The sequence below is a fragment of the Telluria sp. ZB4P34 genome (assembly GCF_059686055.1).
Map to the genome: position 1 here is coordinate 112,965 of NZ_JCASIF010000002.1, position 18,406 is coordinate 131,370.

The window sequence follows — 18,406 nt, forward strand, 5'->3', positions numbered from 1 at the left end:
ATACAATAGCATCATGTAAACTCTAGCGAGAACGTTTTATTGCTATGCCATAGCAATCTTTTTTTCCTCTCAAAAGAAAACCCGGCACAGTGGCCGGGTTTGGCAGGACGAGACGAGGATCAGAACTTCATTTCATACGTCATGCGATACCGTACCCCTTGCGGGAACACGAAGCGGCGCGTCTGCGAACCGAAGCGCGGGTCTTCATAGGTGTTTTCGTTGATGAAGTCTTGCTGCGTCATGTTGCTGACGGCAAAACGCAGCTGGCGCCGCGCATCGAACTTCCACAGCGCGTACATATCGAGCTCACGGCGCGGGGCCACATAGGCGCCCTGGTTCAGCGATACCCGTACCGGGCCGCCCCGGCGGTAGGCGAAGCTGCCGCCCGTGGTCAGCGCACCTGCCTTGTAGTCAACGCCCAGGTTCAGCGTCAGCGGCGTCTGCTGGTCGAGGCGGTTGTAGGGACCGGGTACTGATTCCACCCGCGACCAGTTCCGGTTGACGCTGGCCCGCAGGTCCACCGCCGGCGCATCCTGCATCACGGCCTTGAGCGGGAACTTGGTCTCGATCTCGAGCGAGCGGGTGGTGGCGCTGTCCTGGTTGCTCGGCGTGGTGATCCAGCGCTCGCCGTCGAAATAGGTCAGGTTGCGGGTGAAATCGCTGATGCGGCGCTGCGAGACGCTCACCGACAGCAGCGCGCCTTCGGCCCAGTAGTGCTCCCAGGCGGCATCGATGCCGGTGGCCAGCTCGGGCTTCAGGTTCGGGTTGCCGCGGTAGTCGGGTTCGGTCGAGCTGTTGTTCTCGCTGATCTGGCGGCGCGGGGTCAGGCTGCCCACGCCGGGCGCCTTGTAGGTACGCGTCAGCGCAAGGCGCAGCTGGTCGCCCTTTTTGCCGGGGATCTTGTACAGCGTCTGCAGGATCGGGCTCCAGACGTTGGAGCCGGCTTCTGCGCGCTCGAAGGTGTTCCCCGTGACACGGGTGCGGATGCCCTCCCAGCGCGCGCCCAGGTACATCGACCAGGCCGGCGTGATGTTCCATTCATCCTGCGCGAACACGGCCAGGCGCTTGACGCGCGCTTCCGAGACTTCGTACAGCGGAACGTTGCCGAAGGTGTTGCCACTGAGGCGCACGCGGTTGACGTCCCTGCGCTCGTCGTCGCGGGTGTCGATGCCGCCATCCCAGCCGAAGGCGAAGGTATGGCCCTTCTCGATCGTGCGGCTGTACTTGCCGGTGGAGTTGACGCCGCGGTCGCTTCCTTCGAGATCGCTGGTGGTGTCCAGCAGCCGCACCCCTGCCGGCGAGGATGCGGTGCGCAGCGAAGTGCTTACGTTCTCAAAGCTCGACACGCCCACTTTCAGGTCGAGCTTGGCGCCGGATTCGAACTTGCGCGCCCAGCTCAGGTCGGAGCGCAGCATGTCGTTCTTGGCTTCGAAGGCGTTGAACAGGTCCGCATAGGGCGGCGGCGGTCCGACCAGGGTGGTCGTCAGCGTGCCGACGCGGTTCCTGAAACGGTGCGAATTGACGAAGCTCTGCGAGGTCAGCGTGTTGTCCTGTCCCAGCGTCCAGTTCAGGCGCGGGCTGAAGTTGACGAGGCTGAAACGCCCTTTTTGCGGCAGCAGGATGGTGCGCAGCATGGTGGGCTGGCCGTTCGGCGCCACGCCCCGCTCGGTGCCGGAGGACTCGAACTCGAAATGGTCCTGCATGGCATTGGCCGACACCGAGTAGGAGAAGGCGCCATCGCGGTCCGAGATCTGCAGGTTGGCGTTCGGGCTCTTGCCATTGCTGGAGAGCTGTCCCCCGAGCTTCAGCTCGCGCATCCGGTTCTTGACCGAACGCTTGAGGATGATGTTGATCGTGCCCGCCACCGACTGTGTCGAGAACTCGGCGCTGGCGGCGCGCAGCACTTCGATGCGTTCGATCGAATCCGGGGCCAGCGAATCCATCGAGAAGCCGGCCGGCGCACGCTCGCCGTTGATCAGGATCTGGGTGTAGCCCGCACCCAGGCCGCGCATGCGGATCTCGCCGCCGCGGCCGTTCGGAGAGTTGACGGTAATGCCCGGCACCCGCTTGAGCACGTCCAGCACATTGGTGTCGCCGTACTTGGTGATTTCTTCGCTGCTGACGACCACCTTGGTGGCGGTATCGTCGCGGCGCGGATCGTAGCTGTCCGCCGTGCCCTTCACCTCCACCTGGGTCATCTTCTTGCCGGCTTCCGCCTTCGGCGCGTCGGCCCTGGGCGCGCCGGCTGGCGGGGTCTGCGCCTCCTGTGCGGATGCGGTGAGGGCCGGGAGGCACAGGCTGAGCGCGGCTGCCAGCGCGGTCATGCGGAAGGAAGGGAATGGGATGGACATGGCTACTTCGAAAGTGAGAGAGAATCAAGGGGAAGCAGATTGTCCCAGAAGCAACTCAGCCTGTCTGCAAGAATCGAATATGCATGTAGCAACTTTTCCGCGTTGCGCCACACGTCAAGACAGCTACGTACGCCGCAGCACAAACATGGTTTACCCAACGTATTCGTCGCTATAATGCTCCATCGATTCCAAACGGAGAGGCCTGTCAAAGTGTCCCGGATAAAAGTCCTGCCCCAATACGTGATGCCGAAAACGGCGCTTACCAACTTCGCCGGCCGCGTGGCCGGCGCCAGGGGCGGCGCCATGACCACGCGCCTGATCCGCTGGTTCGTGGGCAAGTACGGCGTCAACATGGACGAGGCGGCGAACCCGGACATCGAGAGCTACGGCAGCTTCAACGAATTCTTCACCCGCCCCCTGCGCGACGGCGTTCGTCCGCTGGCGCAGGCCGATTTCGTGTGCCCGGTGGACGGTGCGATCAGCCAGTTCGGCGACATCGACGACCACCACATCTTCCAGGCCAAGGGGCACAAGTTCACATCAAGCGAGCTGGTCGGCGGCGACGCTGCGCTTGCCGAGCATTTCCGGCACGGCCACTTCGCCAACCTCTATCTGAGCCCGAAGGACTACCACCGCATCCACATGCCCTGCGACGGGCGCCTGACGCGCATGATCTACGTGCCGGGCAAGCTGTTCTCGGTGAACCCGACCACGGCGCGCGGCGTGCCGGGCCTGTTCGCCCGCAACGAACGTGTCGTGTGCGTGTTCGAGTCCGAGGAACACGGCCCCTTCGTGATGACCCTGGTCGGCGCAACCATCGTCGGCAGCATGGCCACCGCCTGGCATGGCGTGGTGAATCCGCCGCGCATGACGCGCATCTGCGAGTGGAACTACGATGACCAGCAGCTCGTGCTCAAGAAAGGCGACGAGATGGGGCGCTTCCTGCTCGGCTCCACCGTCGTCATGCTGTTCAAGAAAGGCACGATCGCCTTCAACGGCGAGTGGGCGCCGGAAGGCCCGGTGCGCCTGGGAGAGACGATGGGGAATCGCCCGCGCTGATCGGCCCTGGGCCGCGCTGTCCCTCGCGGTGTCCCCGCATGCGGCAGGTTTCCTCCATCAGGTCGAGGAAGGCCCGGGTCTTGGCCGGCATCAGCCGGCGGCCCGGGAATACCGCCCAGCCGCTGGCGGTCGGCAAATCCCATTCCGGCAGCACGCGCACCAGCTCGCCCGTGTGCAGGTAAGGCCCGGCAAAGGTCAGCGAACTGCCCGCGATGCCGGCGCCATGGGACGCCAGCCGCGCCAGCAGCTCGGGCGAATTGGCGGTGAGGCGTCCCTGCAGCTGGCGCTCCCAGCGCAGCTTGCCGCGTGTGAGCACCCAGGGCACCGCACCGCCGCTGCGGCTCAGCAGGCATAGCAGGTCGTGGCGCAGCAGGTCGTCCGGGTGCTCGGGCAGCCCATGGCGGGCAAGGTAGGCGGGCGCGGCATACAGGCCGAAATACTCCAGGTTGATCGGGCGCGCGTTCAGCGAGGCGTCGTCCGGCAGGTCGCCCATGCGGATCGCAATGTCGTAGTTCTCGGCGATCAGGTCGACCCGGCGCGGCGACAGGTCCATTTCCACCGACACCGCAGGATACAGCGCGATGTAACGCGCAATCACCTCGTGCAGCCCGATGTGGACGAAGTCACCCGGCACCGACATGCGCAGTTTTCCGCTCGGCGCGCCCTGGCGGTGCTGGGCCAGCGCAGCGGCAGCCTCGACCTGCTCCGCCACCATGCGCGCATGCTCGAGCAGGCTGGCGCCGAACTCCGTCACCATCAGCTTGCGCGTGGTGCGCTGCAGGAGGCGCTCACCCAATCTTTCTTCCAGTAGGGCGATGCGGCGCGAGACGGTCGATTTGGGCAGCTGCACGCGTTCGGCGGCGCGGCTGAAACTGCCGGCCTCGACGATGCGAGCGAAGAGCAGCAGGTCATTCGGTTCGACTTCCATGATTGTTCCATCAGCAGGATAATGTTATCCATTCTACGGTCTTCCGACTTGATTTTGGAACCTTTACAGTGTGTCCATCAACACTTTCTTGAACGAAGGGACACCAACATGAACATCCTGCAAATTACTTCCAGCGTCCGCGGCAAGGATTCCGAATCGACCCGCGTCGCCGATCTCATCGTCGCCAAGCTGGTGTCGTCCCATCCCGGCGCCAAGGTGGTGCGCCACGACTTCGGCAGCCAGCCGCATCCGCTGCTGGACGGCGCCGCCGTCGGCGCCCTCTTTACCCCTCTCGAGCAGCGCAGCCCGGAGCAGCAGGCACGCGTCGCCCTGGATGACGCCCTGATTGCCGAAGCCCATGCCGCCGACGTGATCGTGATCGGCGCGCCCATGTACAACTTCGGCATGCCGGTGCAGCTGAAGAACTGGTTCGATGCGATCGCCCGTGCCGGCGTGACGTTCCGCTATACCGAGACCGGTCCGGAAGGCCTGCTGAAGAACAAGAAGGTCTACGTGGCGACCGCGCGCGGCGGCATCTACCCGATCGACGCCGACCCGCAAGTACCGAACCTGCGCATGCTGCTGAACTTCCTGGGCCTGACCGACCATACCTTCATCTACTCGTCGGGGATGAGCATGGGCCCGGAAGCGGCGACCAAGGGCAAGCAGGACGCCGACGCAGCGGTGGAAGCCGCGCTGGCGTAACATCTCGCCGTCCGGGGCGGCGCGCAACCGGTTCACACACATGGAGAACAGCATGAACGAGCAAACCCTTTCCGCAACGATCCAGGCATCGCGCGGTGTCGAACGCCTGGTCCAGGGCCAGTTCGTGATGGACGGCGCGGGCGTGAAGATCAACCGGGTGCTGACCGGTTCCCTGCAGCGCCGCCTCGATCCTTTCCTGATGCTCGATGCCTTCGGCAGCGACCAGGCCGGCGACTATATCGCCGGCTTCCCGGAGCACCCGCACCGCGGCTTCGAGACCGTCACCTACATGCTCAATGGCCGCATGCGCCATCGCGACAGCGCCGGCAACGAAGGCCTGGTGACCAACGGCGGCGTGCAGTGGATGACAGCGGGCCGCGGCGTCATCCACTCCGAGATGCCTGAGCAGGACGACGGCCTGATGGAGGGCTTCCAGCTGTGGCTCAACCTGCCAGCCAGGGACAAGATGACGGACCCGTGGTACCGCGACATCCCGGCCGAGGAAGTGCCGCGCTTCACGAATGACGCGGGCGTGGCCGTCCAGGTCATCGCGGGCGCGACCCACGGCGTGGCGGGCGCGGTGCAGCGCGCGCATACCCAGCCGCTCTATCTGGACCTCGCGATCCCGGCCGGCGTGAGCTTCGAGCAGCCGATCCCGCCGGGCCACAATGCCTTTCTCTACGTGTACCGGGGCGAAGCGGTGGTCGAAGGCAAGGCCGTCGCCAAGACGCGCATGGCGGTGCTGGACAATGCCGCGGGCGCCGACGGCGTGCGCATCAAGGCGCTCGAAGCGACCCGGCTGATCCTGCTGGCGGGACGCCCGCTGAACGAGCCGATCGCGCAGCACGGGCCGTTCGTAATGAACAGTACCGAAGAGCTGTACCAGGCTTTCGACGACTTCCGGGCCGGCCGGTTCGCCGCCTGATGCAAAGGCGCCGATGCGCTACACTGACGGGATGACGCAAGCCCATCCCGTTTTTCCATGCCCTTGATCGACACCGTGCTTGAGCTGCTGGCGCGCGCCAGCCGCGCGCTCGGCTTCGACACGGCCGACGCCTTCCCGCCCGGCCACGCCTATGCGCGCACGCGCTGGAACAAGGCCTATTTCGACATTCCTTCCGACCTGAAGCCGGACGCCATCGAAACGCGGATGTGCGAAGCCATCGCGAATACCCCCGGGCTGTTCGGCGAAATCCTGAATCCGACGCCGCGCATGCAGCGCACGCTGCTGGGCATCATCGAAGCGCGCCTGCGCCGCGCCCAGGGCGCGCCGAACGACCTGGTCCAGTTATTGGTGGAGGCCTACCGCAGCCCGCACATCGTCGAAACCGTACCGGGCCTGCGCCAGGCGATCCGCGATACGTCCGGCTACGAGCCGCAGGTGCAGGCCACTGCGATTCTCGCCTTCCTGGCGGATGCGCCGGCGGCCTTCGGCGTCATCGAGGCGCGGGGCTGAGCAGAATTACCGGCAATTCATATGGCGGCTGAACGCGCGTTCGGCGAAGCCGAACACCCTACGAGTATGCGTAGGGTGGTCGGCTCCGCCGACCGCGCGTCCAACTACAGGGCGATCTGCCGCACCGCCGGTCGACGGGAATTGGTTGGCACATAGCGCTCGCGCAGCAGCATGAAGGGCGTTTCCACCAGCCTGTAGAGCAGCCAGCCGGTCAGGACCGACAGGACCAGCAGCGCACCGATGGTCAGCGGATGCCCGGCGCCGAAGCCGAGCGGTTTCAGCCACTTTGCAGCCATCACGCACACCGGCTTGTGCAGCAGGTAGATCGCGTACGACCACAGGGCCAGGGAACCTGCGCCGGGAACGCGCAAGCTGCGCAGCAGGGAGCCTTCCGCCACGGCCGACACGATCAGCAGCGAGAAGCCGAGCGCCATCAAGGGGAAACCGAATACGGTAATGCCGAAGCCGTAGCGATCTTCGAGGAAGAACCAGAACGCGACGGCGCAGGCCAGCAGGCCCAGGCCGGCCATCAGGTTGCCATGCCGGGTCATGCGCGCCCAGCCCACGGGATGGTGGTTGCGCAGCAGCGCCAGCGCCACGCCGGCCAGCAGCTCGTCGTACCTGCATAAGCTCGAGTAATAAATGTACTTGAAATAGAAGTAAAGCTGATGATCCTGGTCCGCCATTTCCTGCCACAGCCCGGCGCGGACCAGCATGCCGGCGACGAAGGCCAGCGCGATGCTCGTCCAGGCCAGGCGCAGCGAGCCGCCGAACAAGGCGCCCAGCAGCGCCACCGCCGGCAGCAGCATGTAGAACTGCTCCTCGATCGCCAGTGACCAGCTATGCGAGAAGGCGCTGCCCGGTTCCAGGGCGAAGTTCTGGATGAAGGTGGCGTACTCCCACAAGGGCAGCAGCGGCGCCTCGCCCCGGAAGGCCGGCCACAGGAAGTACAGGGCCAGCACCACCCAGTAGTTCGGCAGCGTGCGCAGCAGGCGGCGCGCATAGAAATGCCGGAGCGAGAAGCCGCCGGGGCTGCGCAAGGCCGCGAAGATCTGGTTGCCGATCAGGTAGCCCGACAGCGCGAAGAACAGGTCGACGCCGACCCAGCCCACCTCGCCCACCCAGCCGAAGGTCGGCGCATCGCTGACGAACAGCACGTAGTGGTGCAGCACCACCAGCGTGACGGCGAGCGCACGCAAGGTGTCGAGGCCGTGGATGCGGGTTGAGGTGGTGGGCATGCTGTTCGCTCGGGCTGGGATGTGCGGATCATGCCACGCCGCCTGTCCGCCGGCTAGCGTTTGCCGATAGAATACCGGCACCCATGTCACCTTCCCGGATCAGCACCGCATGAATCCCCAAAGCCAGTACCAATTCAAGTCCGTCAACTACACCGGCATCGCGCCGGGCCCGCGCGTCATCATCATGGGCGCTACCCATGGCAACGAAGTGTGCGGCACCATCGCCATCCGCCGCGTGATGGAAGAGATCGACAGCGGCCGCCTGCACATCGCGGCCGGCAGCGTCACCTTCGTGCCGGTCGTGAACCCGAAGGCCTACGAGCAGAACACCCGCAACGGCGACCGCAACCTGAACCGCAACCTGTTCCCGAAAGCAGACCCGCAGGATTTCGAGGACCTGGTCGCCAACTGGCTGTGCCCCCTGCTCGCCCGCCACGACGTGCTGCTCGACCTGCATTCCTTCAACGCGGTGGGCGGCGAGCCTTTCGTGATGGTCGGCCCGCTCGATAACGACGGCCCGCTGCAGCCGTTCCGGCACGCGCAGCAGGAACGCGCCTGGGCGCGCCGCCTGGGCGTAAAGCGCTTCGTGGACGGCTGGCTGGCCGCCTACGGCGACGGCGTCAAGCGCCGCAGCCGCACTGCGGACGAACTGCAGACCGTGCTGCGCTACGGCGTCGGCACCACCGAATACATGCGCACGACCGGCGGCTATGCGCTCACCCTGGAGTGCGGCCAGCACCTCGACCCGGCCGCGCCGGAAGTGGCCTACCGCGCCATCATGAACACCCTGGCGCACCTGAAGCTGGTGGACGCCCCCGATCCCGAGCCGGTGCCGTTCGAGCAGATGGAAGCGCTGTCGATGGTGGTGGTGCACGACAAGCTGCACGCCGACGACCGGTTCTCGCGCAGCTGGGCCAGCTTCGATCCGGTGAACGAAGGCGACGAGATCGGCGTACGCGCCGACGGCAGCCGCGTGCTGGCCGAATTCGGCGGCCGCATCCTGTTCCCGGATGCGAAGGCCAACGCCAATTCCGAGTGGTACTACCTGACCCGCCCGAATCCGTCGTTCGGCCGCGAATAAGCGGCAAGCGGGCATGGCCTGGGGCAGCGCCGGGCCGAAACGCGGCGCCGCCAGCAGGATTTTCATGAATATCGTAAGATAACGATATTCGGATCGAAAGAACCCGATACAAGGAAGAACATGGACATCGACGCGATCCACAAGGCGCTGGCGAATCCGGTGCGGCGCCAGATACTGCACTGGCTGAAGGAACCGCAGCAGCACTTCGCCGAGCAGGAGCACCCGCTCGACATGGGCGTGTGCTGCAAGCTGATCGACCAGCGCACCGGCCTGTCGCAATCGACGGTCTCCGCTCACCTGGCGACCCTGCACAAGGCCGGGCTGGTGAGCACGCGGCGCGTCGGGCAGTTCATCTTCTTCCAGCGTAACGAGGAGACTGTCCAGGCCTTCCTCGCCCAATTGAATGACGGACTTTAGGAGTACCCGTATGACGACGATGTTTGACCCGATCAAGGTAGGCGCACTCGAACTGCCGAACCGTATCATCATGGCGCCGCTGACCCGCTCGCGCGCCGGCGGCGGCGGCCGGGTGCCGAACGCGATGATGGCCGAGTACTACGTGCAACGCGCCACGGCCGGGCTGATCCTGTCGGAAGCTACTGCAGTGACCCCGATGGGCGTGGGCTATGCCGATACCCCGGGCATCTGGTCGGACGAACAGGTGGAAGGCTGGAAGATCGTCACCGAGGCCGTGCACCAGGCCGGCGGGCGCATCTTCCTGCAGTTGTGGCACGTGGGCCGCATCTCCGATCCGCACTTCCTCGACGGCCAGCTGCCGGTGGCGCCCTCGGGCATCGCGCCGAAGGGCCACGTGAGCCTGCTGCGCCCGATGCGCGACTACACCACCCCGCGCGCGCTCGACACCGACGAAATCCCTTCCATCGTCGCGGCCTACCGCAAGGGCGCCGAGAACGCCAGGAAAGCCGGCTTCGACGGCGTGGAAATCCACGGCGCCAACGGCTACCTGCTCGACCAGTTCCTGCAGGATTCGACCAACCGGCGCACCGACCGCTACGGCGGCTCGGTCGAGAACCGCGCCCGCCTGATGCTGGAAGTAACCGACGCCTGCATCGACGTATGGGGCGCCGACCGCGTCGGCATGCACCTGGCCCCGCGCCGCGACTCGCACGACATGGGCGACTCGCACCCGGTTGACACCTTCGGCTACGTCGCGCGCGAACTCGGCAAGCGCGGCATCGCCTTCATCTGCGCCCGCGAAGCCATCGGCGACGACAGCCTGCGCGCGCACCTCAAGAAGGAATTCGGCGGCGTGTACATCGCCAACGAAAAGCTGACCAAGGAAAGCGCGGAGCAGCTGATCCAGTCGGGTGAGGCGGATGCGGTGGCCTTCGGCGTGTGGTTCATCGCGAATCCGGACCTGCCGAAGCGCCTGAAGGACGATGCGCCACTGAACCAGCCGCGACCGGAACTGTTCTATGCGCCTGGGGCGGAGGGGTATATCGACTATCCGGCGCTTGCTTGAGCTGACGGGCCGCTACGGAATCGGGTTCCCGCCTTGGCGGGAACCCGATTTACCTTGCACTTTACGAGACTTCTCCGCCGGTACATACACCCCATAATCGTATATGTATGTGGTGTAGGCGACACCCCGCTCATGCTATTCTTGCGCGATTATTTTTAATGCGCACCGAGCCTGCGCTGTCCCAGGAGACCACGTGAAACACTTCGCCCCACGCATGATGGCATTCGCCATCGCTTCCGCCTTCGCATTCAACGCCGCCAACGCTGCGCCCGCAGTGGCAGGTGCTGCCCGTGCCGAGAACGCCTACCTGTCGGAAGCCGACGCCATGGCCCGTTCGGCGCGGGTGTCGAACGTGGACTACGTGCTCGACTTCACGCTGACCGGCAAGGAAAGCTTCGCCGGCACCACCACGGTCAGCTTCGACCTCAAGGACACCGACTCGGCGCTCACCATCGACCTCGACAAGGCCACCGTCAAGTCGGTTACCGTCAACGGCAAGCAGGTCGAGGCCCGCTACAACAACTGGTTCGTCACCCTGGCGCCGGAAGACCTGGCCAAGGGCCGCAACACCGTCACCATCAGCTACGAGCGCCTCCACAGCACCAACGGCGAAGGCCTGCACCGCATGGTCGACCCGGTCGACAACCGGGTCTATACGTATTCGCATTTCGAGCCGGCCGCCGCCCCCCAGATGTTCGCCGTATTCGACCAGCCCGACCTGCGCGCCACCTACACCGTGACGGTCAACGCCCCGGCCGACTGGCACGTCGTGACCGCCACCCGCGAAACGGGCGTGGCCGATACGGCCGGCGGCAAGCGCTGGACTTTCCCGAAAACCAAGAGCCTGAGCTCGTACAACTTCTCGCTGCACGCCGGCCCTTACCAGGTCTGGGAAGACAAGAGCAGCGCCCGCTACCCGATGCGCCTGTTCGCGCGCCAGTCGGTGGCCAAGCAGGTAACGCCTGCCGACTGGTTCCGCTACACGAAGAACGGCCTGGAGTTCTTCGAGAACTACTACGGCATTCCTTACCAGTTCGAGAAGTACGACCAGCTGCTGGTGCCGGACTTCCTGTACGGCGCCATGGAGAACTCGGCGGCGATCACGTTCGCCGAGGCCGGCTTCCTGCACAAGTCCGAGATGACCCCTGCCCAGAAGATGAGCCTGGCGGAAGTCATCATGCACGAGATGGCGCACCAGTGGTTCGGTAACCTGGTCACCATGAAATGGTGGAACGGCCTGTGGCTGAACGAGAGCTTCGCCTCCTTCATGGCGACCCTGGCCACCGCGGAAGCCACCGAATTCAAGGACGCCTGGCAGGCCTTCTACCAGCAGGACAAGCAGGCTGCCTACACGATGGACCAGAAGACGTCGACCCACCCGATCGAGGTGCCGGTGCCCTCGTCCGGCAACGCCTTCGACAACATCGACGCCATCACCTATTCGAAGGGCGCATCCACCCTGAAGCAGCTGCGCCACATGCTGGGCGAGGAAGTGTTCCGCAAGGGCGTGCATAACTACCTGGTCAAGTACTCCTGGCAGAACGCGAAGCTCGAGGACTTCATCGGCAGCCTGGGTCAGGCGGCCGGACGCGACCTGTCCAAGTGGAGCAAGGACTGGCTGTACCAGGCCGGCGTGAATACCATCACCGCCAGCTACACCTGCAGCAGCGGCAAGGACGGCGGCAAGATCACTGCGTTTTCTCTGGCGCAGACCGCGCCGAGCAAGACCCTGCCGACCCTGCGCGAGCAGCGCGTGCAGGTGGGCGCCTTCAGGCTGGAGAACGGCAAGCTGGTGCTGGCCAAGAACGTGCCGGTCACCTATGCGGGCGCGAAGACCAATGTCCCCGGCATGATCGGCAGCGCCTGCCCCGACCTGGTGTATCCGAACTACCAGGACTGGGGCTTCGTGAAGGTCAACCTCGACAAGCGTTCGTTCGAGACCGCCCGCAGCACCCTGGGCGGAGTGGAAGACCCGCTGCTGCGCGCCATGCTGTGGCAGGCCCTGTGGGACGGCGTGCGCGACGCCAAGCTGCCGCTGAACGAATTCATCCAGGTGGCGCTCGCCAACGCACCCCAGGAAAAGGACTACACCCTGCTGGGCGACGTGTTGGGCAAGGTCACCATGTCCAAGTACTACCTCAACGCCATGGGCCTGGAGGACGGACCGCATCGCGCGTACGCCACGCAGACCGCCAAGGCGCTGGAAGACATGGCCTGGAACGGCGTCCTCGCCAACAAGGGCAACGACAGCTTCCAGCGCCGCTGGTTCGGCACCTACATGAGCGTGGCGAGCAGCCCGGAAGCGCTGGCGCGCCTTGCCGGCATGCTCGAGGGGAAGGGCCTCGAGGGCCTGAAGATCGGCCAGGACCAGCGCTGGGCGATCATCGCCCGCCTGAACCGCTTCAACGTACCGGGCGCAGCAGCGCTGGTCGAGGCCGAGCAGGCCCGCGACAAGTCGGACACCGGCCAGGGCGCCGCACTGGCCGCCACCGTCGCGCGTCCGGATCCGAAGATCAAGGCCGAATGGCTGGGCACCGTGGAAGACCTGAAGACCAAGCTGCCGTTCTCGCGCATCCGCACCGCGATGGGGGCCATGTACCCGGTCGAGCAACGCCAGCTGGCCGAGCAGACCGCAGCCGCGCGCCTGGCGAAGCTGGCGGCGATCGACAAGGCGGCCGGCCCGGTCTTCATGCGCGCCTATGCCAACACGATGATCCCGGCCAGCTGCACGCCGCAAAGCGTGCAGCGCCTGCAGCGCGCCGCCGACACCATGAAGGACCTGTCGGCCGGCACCCGCCGCTCGCTGCTCGACACGCTGCAGGAAGACCAGCGCTGCGTGGCGATCAAGGCCGCCCTGGCCGCACCGAAGTCCTGACCGTTCTTGCACGCGGACTTTTCGCGCCGCCGGCCTGGCGCCGGCGGCTGGCCCCTGCTGGCCGTGCTGGGCGTTCACCTGCTGATCGTCTCCAGCTGGCGGAACGCGCATCCGCCGGCGCCTGAGCTGGAACGGGAACGGGAACGGGTGATCGACCTGGTTCCGACGCTTCCGCCGGCAGCCGCCCCGCGCCCACCCGATCCGCCATCGTCCCGTCGCTCTGCCGCCAAAGCCTCGACCGCGCCGGCCGGCACGGCAAGACTCGACCGGGCCGATGAACCCCAAGCCCTGCCCCCGCCACCCGCCCTGCCCCCGGCGAGTGCCGATCCCTTCGCCATCACGGCGCCAGGCGGACAGGTGGAATCCGCTCCCGATACGATGGCCGCGCGCGCCAGGCGCGAGGCCCTCGCCATCGACCGCGAGCTGCGCAAGGGGAAGTCGGGCGTGCCGGAAGTTTCCGACACGCCGATGGGCCGCTTCAGGACGGCGCTCGAAGGCGCCCACAGGGACCGCGGCCTCGGCGTCAGCACCGAAACCTACACGGCGCCCGACGGCCAGGTGATCTACCGGTTCCGGCGCGGCGGCAAGTACCGCTGCCGTGCCGGCGGCAGCGTCGGCCCGAAGATCGGCGGCGCCGTCGGTGGCGGCGAAGTGCTGTTCGACGTGGCGGGCGGCGGCGGCACTGCGGGCGAGGTCCGCTGCCCCAGCCATGTCGAATGGAAGCGCGACTGAACCCGGCTCTTCTCAAGCATGACATCGCGGTGCTGCTGCAGGTAGAGCAGCAGGATCATCGTAAACATCCATCCTCCCTTGCCGGCGGGCGCATCCCCTGGACGCCTGACCTTGTTCAAACGCCCGGCCTGGCCCGGCGCTTAGCCTGAAGGTCCACGGAAAGGACCATCATGTTCAAGCTCGTTACCTGGAATATCCAGTCCGGCCGCAGCCCGTACGGCACGGCCGACCTCGACCGTATCATCGCATGCCTCGACCGGTTTTGTAGTTTTGACATGCTTTGCGTGCAAGAAGTTTCAGCCGGCTATACCCCTGGTGGCGAAGACCAGTTCGCCATGTTGCGCGAACGCCTACCCGGCTACGCCGGCTTCTCCGCCGTTTCCTGCGACACCGCCGCGCCAGGCGGACCGGTCGGCGCGCGCCGACGCTTCGGCATGATGGCGTTTTCGCGCCATCCGGTGGTGCAGGCGCTGCGCCATTCACTGCCTTGGCCGGCCGAGCCCGAGGTCATGAGCATGCCGCGCACGGCACTCGAACTCACCGTGGCGGCGCCCGGCGGCCCCTTGCGCGTCACCACCGTCCACCTCGAATACTTTTCGCAGCGCCAGCGCATGGCGCAGGTCGAGCGCCTGCGCGAACTGCACCGCGAAGCGAGCATGCATGCGGCCTGCCCCCCGGCGCCGGGCATCGGTCCGTTCGCGGCGCCGGCGCGCGCCATGCCGGCCCTGCTCGCGGGCGATTTCAACATGCTGCCCGGCTCGCCAGAGCACCAGCGCCTGCTGGCGCCCTTCGGCGACGGCGTCCAGCCCTGGCGCGACTGCTGGCAGCTGGCCCAGCCCGGACGGCGCCACGCGCCCACCGTCGGCCTGCACGACCCAAACCCGGACGCGGCGGCGCCCTTCACCTTCGACTACGTGTTCGCAAGCGCCGACCTGGCCGGGCAGCTGCGCCGCGTGCGGGTGGACGGCAGCGAACAGGGGTCCGACCACCAGGCGCTGCTGGTCGAACTCGACTGGGCGCCGTGAGCCCGGCCTTGAGCGCGGCCGGGTGCCTGGCCGTACAATGGCGGTTTTCCGCGCTTCACGAGGCCACAGCTTGGACTGGGACTACCCGCACCCCTTCACCCTGCCCGTCATGCCGGGCCCCGGCGACATCGACGGCCTGGAACACACCAATAATGCCGTCTACGTGCGCTGGTGCGAACAGGCCGGCTGGGCCCATTCCGTGCGGCTCGGCCTGTCGCTCGACGACTACCGCCGCCTCGACCGCGCGATGGCAATCCGGCGCGGCGAATACGACTACCTGCTGCCCACCTGCGCGGGGGAGGCGCTGACGCTGGCGACCTGGCTGGTGGCCGGCGACGGCAGGCTGGCGATGGAACGCCGCTTCCAGCTGGTGCGCGACAGCGACGGCGCCACCGTGCTGCGCGGGCGCTGGGACCTGGTCTGCATCGAGATCAGCAGCGGCCGGCCGCGCCGCATGCCCGCCGAGTTCGTCGAGACCTACATGCCGGCCCTGGCGCCATCGCCCTAGCCTGCCCCCTCGCGGCGCCTCGTGTTGCGGGCGCTCAAAGTAAGCATTGAGGCAACCGGCCTCGCTTTCTCTTGTGCCGGGTCAAACTGGCCAGGTCACGTCCGCTGCCATGAGGGGAAGATGCGCCATCCATTCACCGCCGTCCGGCCCGCCGCTTACCGCAGGTTCGCCGTCCTGTATCCGATCTGGTCCGCCACCCTGGTGGCGGCGCTGGTGGCGACATTCCTGGCCGCCCTGCTGTCCGGCTGCCGCCTGCGCGAGACCGGGCAGGAAGACCTCGTGATTCCCGAGCTGGTGCGCACCCACCTGTACGTGTCGCCCTCGGGCTCCGACAGCAATCCCGGCACCCGCGACGAACCCTTCCGCACGCTCACGCGCGCGGCGCAGGCGGTCACGCCGGGCACCACGGTGCACGTGGCGCCCGGCACCTATTTCGGCGGCGTACGCACCAATACGCACGGCACGGCAGAGGCGCGCATCGTGTTCGAGTCCACCGAACGGGGCGCCGCGCGGCTGGTGCCGCCGCTCGATTCGCGCCAGCCGGCGGCCTGGGACAACCGCGCCAACTACCTCGACATCATCGGCTTCGAAATCGACGGCAGCCAGTACCAGAGCGGCATGAAGTGGCTGAGCGGCATCTACAACGGCGGCTCGCACAACGGCGTCCACGATAACCACATCCACCACATCGGCAACGACGTGCCCTGCGAAGCCAAGGGCGGCGCCGGCATCGGCATCGACAGCTACTACAAGGGCAACGACGCCGAGGTGGCCGGCAACCACGTGCATGACATCGGCCCGCCCGAGTGCCGCTACATGCACGGCATCTACGTCAGCACCACCGCAAGCGTGCGCGACAACATCATCTACCGGGCTTCCGGCGCCGGTATCCACCTGTGGCACGACGCCAGCCACGTGACCATCCGCGGCAACACGGTGGCCGGCTGCGGCACCGGCATCGTGGTCGGCGGCGGCGACTTCTATCACAGCAAGGGGCCGAACGACCACACCCACGCCACCAACAACATCGTCTACGACAACGGCTACGGCATCCTGGAACAGGGAGCGACCGGCGACAACATCAGCTACCGCAACAACCTGGTGTTCCAGAACCCGGGCGGCGACTGGAAGCTGTCGGCCGGGCGCAGGCATACGGGCACGATCAGCGCACCACCCCTGTTCGCCGACTACAGCCGCACGCTCGCCACCCCCGACTTCCGGCTCCAGCCGGGCTCCCCGGCCATCGGCAAGGGAATGCCGGCGGGCGCCGGCGACGCCGTGGCCCTGCGGCCGCGGCGCCAGACCGACATCGGCGCCGTGCCCTACACCGAGTCGGAACCGGCGGGCGTGCCCTCGCCGGCGCTGCACTGAAGACGGGCCGCTCCAGGCACAGTCGGTACCGGCCGCGCTGCAGTATCTTCGCGGCCGGAACCGGCGGGCCAGGCAAGGGCCGGTCAGAGGATCTCGCGCACCAGCTCGAATGGCCGGCACAGGCGCACGCCCTTGGGCGTGACGACAAAGGGGCGGTTGATCAAGACCGGATGCGCGGCCATCGCGTCGAGCAGGGCCTCGTCGTCCACATGCGGGCGCTCCAGCCCGAGTTCGCCGAACAGGGCTTCCTTGCTGCGCACGGCATCGCGTACCGTCAGGCCGGCCATGGCGATCATCCGGCGCAATTCCTCGCGCCCGGGCGGCACGGACAGGTAGTCGACGACCTGCGGTTCGTGGCCGGCGTCGCGGATCGCCGCCAGGGTGTTGCGCGAAGTGCCGCAGCGCGGATTATGGTAAATCGTGATATCCATCTGATGTTTGGCATGCAATATTGGTGAAAAAGTAGCGGCATCATAACCACAGCCCATCAGGGGCACCAGTATTTTCGCTTGTTCGTACTTGCCGCTCGCTATAGAATTCGTCGCTTATTTTTTCGCAGAAACATCAAGCCTGCCGAAAAATCGCCTCGTATCGCGACGGAGAATCGATGAGTGACTACCTGCTGCGTCCCGCAGCACTTCCCACCTGGAGCCAGCGCAGCGCACTTCGCCTGCTGAACCTGGCCGGCTGGAACGTGCACTACAAACCCTTGCCGGGCCCGCACGGTATCGTTGTCGTGTATCCGCACACCTCGAACTGGGACTTCCCGATCGGCCTGCTGGGCAAGTGGGCGGTAGGCGTGAAATTCCGCTGGCTCGCCAAGGACTCGCTGTTCCGCGGCGTGATGGGCGCCGTGATGCGCTATTGGGGCGGCATTGCAGTCGACCGCCGCGCCTCGATGGGCGCCACCCGCCAGCTGGCCCAGACCATGCTGGATTCGCCCTGGTGCTGGATCGCGATCACGCCGGAAGGCACGCGCAGCTACCGTCCGCACTGGAAAAGCGGCTTCTACCACCTGGCCAGCACGGCCAGGGTCCCGCTGCTGCTGGTCTCCATCGACTACGGCGCCAGGGTGCTGAGCGTGGTCGATACGCTCACGCTCAGCGGCGATGCCGAACAGGACATGGCCGCCATCGGCGCCGTGTATGCCGGGCGCCGGGCGCTCTATCCCGACCAGGCCGCCCCGATCAGGCTGGCCCCGCCGCGCGACCCGTCCGAGCTGCAGCGCCGCCGCGCGTGACGCCGCGCCGCCTGCGCACGGCGGACAAGCGCCGGACGACGGAACTGGCGCCTGCCGCTCAAAACAGCAGGCCGACCGCCACCGACGCGGTATCCCGTTCGGCCGCCGCGTTGTACTCCCCTCCCTACGACGGCTGGTAGCCCAGCTCCGCCAGGTAGCGCTGGCGGTATTCGAAGTGCAGGGCCAGGTTGAGCGATTTGCGGCCGTCATTCAGCAGCAGGTCGCCCGACCAGCCCTTGACGTCGGGCCCGTCGCACTGATCGTGGTTGTATGCCGAAACCATCCTACTGTCGGGGCTACCGAGCGTCAATACAAATGAATGCCGGGATACTTTTTGCCACCTACCCCATTCGG

The 18,406-nt window shown here is 66.4% G+C and carries 18 protein-coding genes; 13 read left to right on the plus strand and 5 right to left on the minus strand.

What is annotated here, in order from left to right:
* Window positions 1-119: 119 nt before the first annotated feature.
* Complete coding sequence (locus tag AC56KL_RS04990; protein WP_497179058.1) at window positions 120-2,351, minus strand: TonB-dependent receptor plug domain-containing protein; 2,232 nt, start codon at window positions 2,349-2,351, stop codon at window positions 120-122.
* 174 nt (window positions 2,352-2,525) lie between these two features.
* Between AC56KL_RS04990 and asd the strand changes: the two genes are divergently transcribed.
* Window positions 2,526-3,410, plus strand: a complete 885-nt coding sequence (gene asd, locus AC56KL_RS04995; protein WP_497179059.1) for an archaetidylserine decarboxylase — start codon at window positions 2,526-2,528, stop codon at window positions 3,408-3,410.
* Here the strand turns inward: asd and AC56KL_RS05000 are convergent.
* The gene (locus tag AC56KL_RS05000) at window positions 3,343-4,338 is read right to left on the minus strand and encodes a LysR family transcriptional regulator (RefSeq protein ID WP_497179060.1); all 996 of its coding nucleotides are present in this window, start codon (window positions 4,336-4,338) and stop codon (window positions 3,343-3,345) included. The two genes, asd and AC56KL_RS05000, sit on opposite strands and share 68 nt — an antisense overlap.
* A gap of 108 nt (window positions 4,339-4,446) precedes the next feature.
* Between AC56KL_RS05000 and AC56KL_RS05005 the strand changes: the two genes are divergently transcribed.
* The 3 genes from AC56KL_RS05005 to AC56KL_RS05015 are packed head-to-tail and all read left to right on the plus strand — an operon-like array spanning window position 4,447 to window position 6,499.
* Window positions 4,447-5,043, plus strand: coding sequence for an FMN-dependent NADH-azoreductase (locus AC56KL_RS05005; RefSeq protein WP_497179061.1), 597 nt, complete (start codon window positions 4,447-4,449; stop codon window positions 5,041-5,043).
* Between the two features lie 52 nt (window positions 5,044-5,095).
* Window positions 5,096-5,968: a pirin family protein gene (locus tag AC56KL_RS05010; protein ID WP_497179062.1), complete on the plus strand. Its 873-nt coding sequence runs from the start codon at window positions 5,096-5,098 to the stop codon at window positions 5,966-5,968.
* Between the two features lie 57 nt (window positions 5,969-6,025).
* Entirely contained in the window at window positions 6,026-6,499 is a 474-nt protein-coding gene (locus tag AC56KL_RS05015; protein WP_497179063.1) for a hypothetical protein, read from the plus strand.
* 104 nt (window positions 6,500-6,603) lie between these two features.
* Here AC56KL_RS05015 and AC56KL_RS05020 read toward each other — a convergent pair whose 3' ends face one another.
* Entirely contained in the window at window positions 6,604-7,737 is a 1,134-nt protein-coding gene (locus AC56KL_RS05020) for an acyltransferase family protein (protein WP_497179064.1), read from the minus strand.
* Window positions 7,738-7,846: 109 nt separating this feature from the next.
* Here AC56KL_RS05020 and AC56KL_RS05025 point away from each other — a divergent pair, with 109 nt between their 5' ends.
* The 8 genes from AC56KL_RS05025 to AC56KL_RS05060 all read left to right on the plus strand — a co-directional run bounded on the left by AC56KL_RS05025 (window position 7,847) and on the right by AC56KL_RS05060 (window position 16,812).
* The gene (locus AC56KL_RS05025) at window positions 7,847-8,818 is read left to right on the plus strand and encodes a succinylglutamate desuccinylase/aspartoacylase family protein (protein WP_497179065.1); all 972 of its coding nucleotides are present in this window, start codon (window positions 7,847-7,849) and stop codon (window positions 8,816-8,818) included.
* 120 nt (window positions 8,819-8,938) lie between these two features.
* Window positions 8,939-9,235 (plus strand): ArsR/SmtB family transcription factor, encoded by a 297-nt coding sequence (locus AC56KL_RS05030; RefSeq protein ID WP_497179066.1) that lies wholly within the window; start codon window positions 8,939-8,941, stop codon window positions 9,233-9,235.
* Window positions 9,236-9,245: 10 nt separating this feature from the next.
* The gene (locus tag AC56KL_RS05035; protein ID WP_497179067.1) at window positions 9,246-10,301 is read left to right on the plus strand and encodes an alkene reductase; all 1,056 of its coding nucleotides are present in this window, start codon (window positions 9,246-9,248) and stop codon (window positions 10,299-10,301) included.
* A 193-nt stretch (window positions 10,302-10,494) separates the two neighbouring features.
* Complete coding sequence (gene pepN, locus AC56KL_RS05040; protein ID WP_497179068.1) at window positions 10,495-13,176, plus strand: aminopeptidase N; 2,682 nt, start codon at window positions 10,495-10,497, stop codon at window positions 13,174-13,176.
* Window positions 13,177-13,182: 6 nt separating this feature from the next.
* On the plus strand, window positions 13,183-13,908 hold the full coding sequence (locus AC56KL_RS05045) for a hypothetical protein (RefSeq protein ID WP_497179069.1): 726 nt from the start codon (window positions 13,183-13,185) through the stop codon (window positions 13,906-13,908).
* 170 nt (window positions 13,909-14,078) lie between these two features.
* Window positions 14,079-14,933, plus strand: coding sequence for an endonuclease/exonuclease/phosphatase family protein (locus AC56KL_RS05050; RefSeq protein WP_497179070.1), 855 nt, complete (start codon window positions 14,079-14,081; stop codon window positions 14,931-14,933).
* 70 nt (window positions 14,934-15,003) lie between these two features.
* On the plus strand, window positions 15,004-15,441 hold the full coding sequence (locus AC56KL_RS05055; RefSeq protein WP_497179071.1) for an acyl-CoA thioesterase: 438 nt from the start codon (window positions 15,004-15,006) through the stop codon (window positions 15,439-15,441).
* 120 nt (window positions 15,442-15,561) lie between these two features.
* Window positions 15,562-16,812: a right-handed parallel beta-helix repeat-containing protein gene (locus tag AC56KL_RS05060; protein ID WP_497179072.1), complete on the plus strand. Its 1,251-nt coding sequence runs from the start codon at window positions 15,562-15,564 to the stop codon at window positions 16,810-16,812.
* Window positions 16,813-16,895: 83 nt separating this feature from the next.
* On the opposite strand, the gene arsC is transcribed toward AC56KL_RS05060, so the two are convergent.
* Entirely contained in the window at window positions 16,896-17,243 is a 348-nt protein-coding gene (gene arsC, locus AC56KL_RS05065) for an arsenate reductase (glutaredoxin) (protein ID WP_497179073.1), read from the minus strand.
* Window positions 17,244-17,419: 176 nt separating this feature from the next.
* Between arsC and AC56KL_RS05070 the strand changes: the two genes are divergently transcribed.
* Window positions 17,420-18,052 carry a 1-acyl-sn-glycerol-3-phosphate acyltransferase gene (locus AC56KL_RS05070; protein WP_497179074.1) on the plus strand — a complete coding sequence of 211 codons (633 nt, stop codon included), beginning with the start codon at window positions 17,420-17,422 and terminating at the stop codon, window positions 18,050-18,052.
* Between the two features lie 124 nt (window positions 18,053-18,176).
* Here AC56KL_RS05070 and AC56KL_RS05075 read toward each other — a convergent pair whose 3' ends face one another.
* Window positions 18,177-18,335: a hypothetical protein gene (locus tag AC56KL_RS05075; protein WP_497179075.1), complete on the minus strand. Its 159-nt coding sequence runs from the start codon at window positions 18,333-18,335 to the stop codon at window positions 18,177-18,179.
* Window positions 18,336-18,406 lie beyond the last annotated feature (71 nt).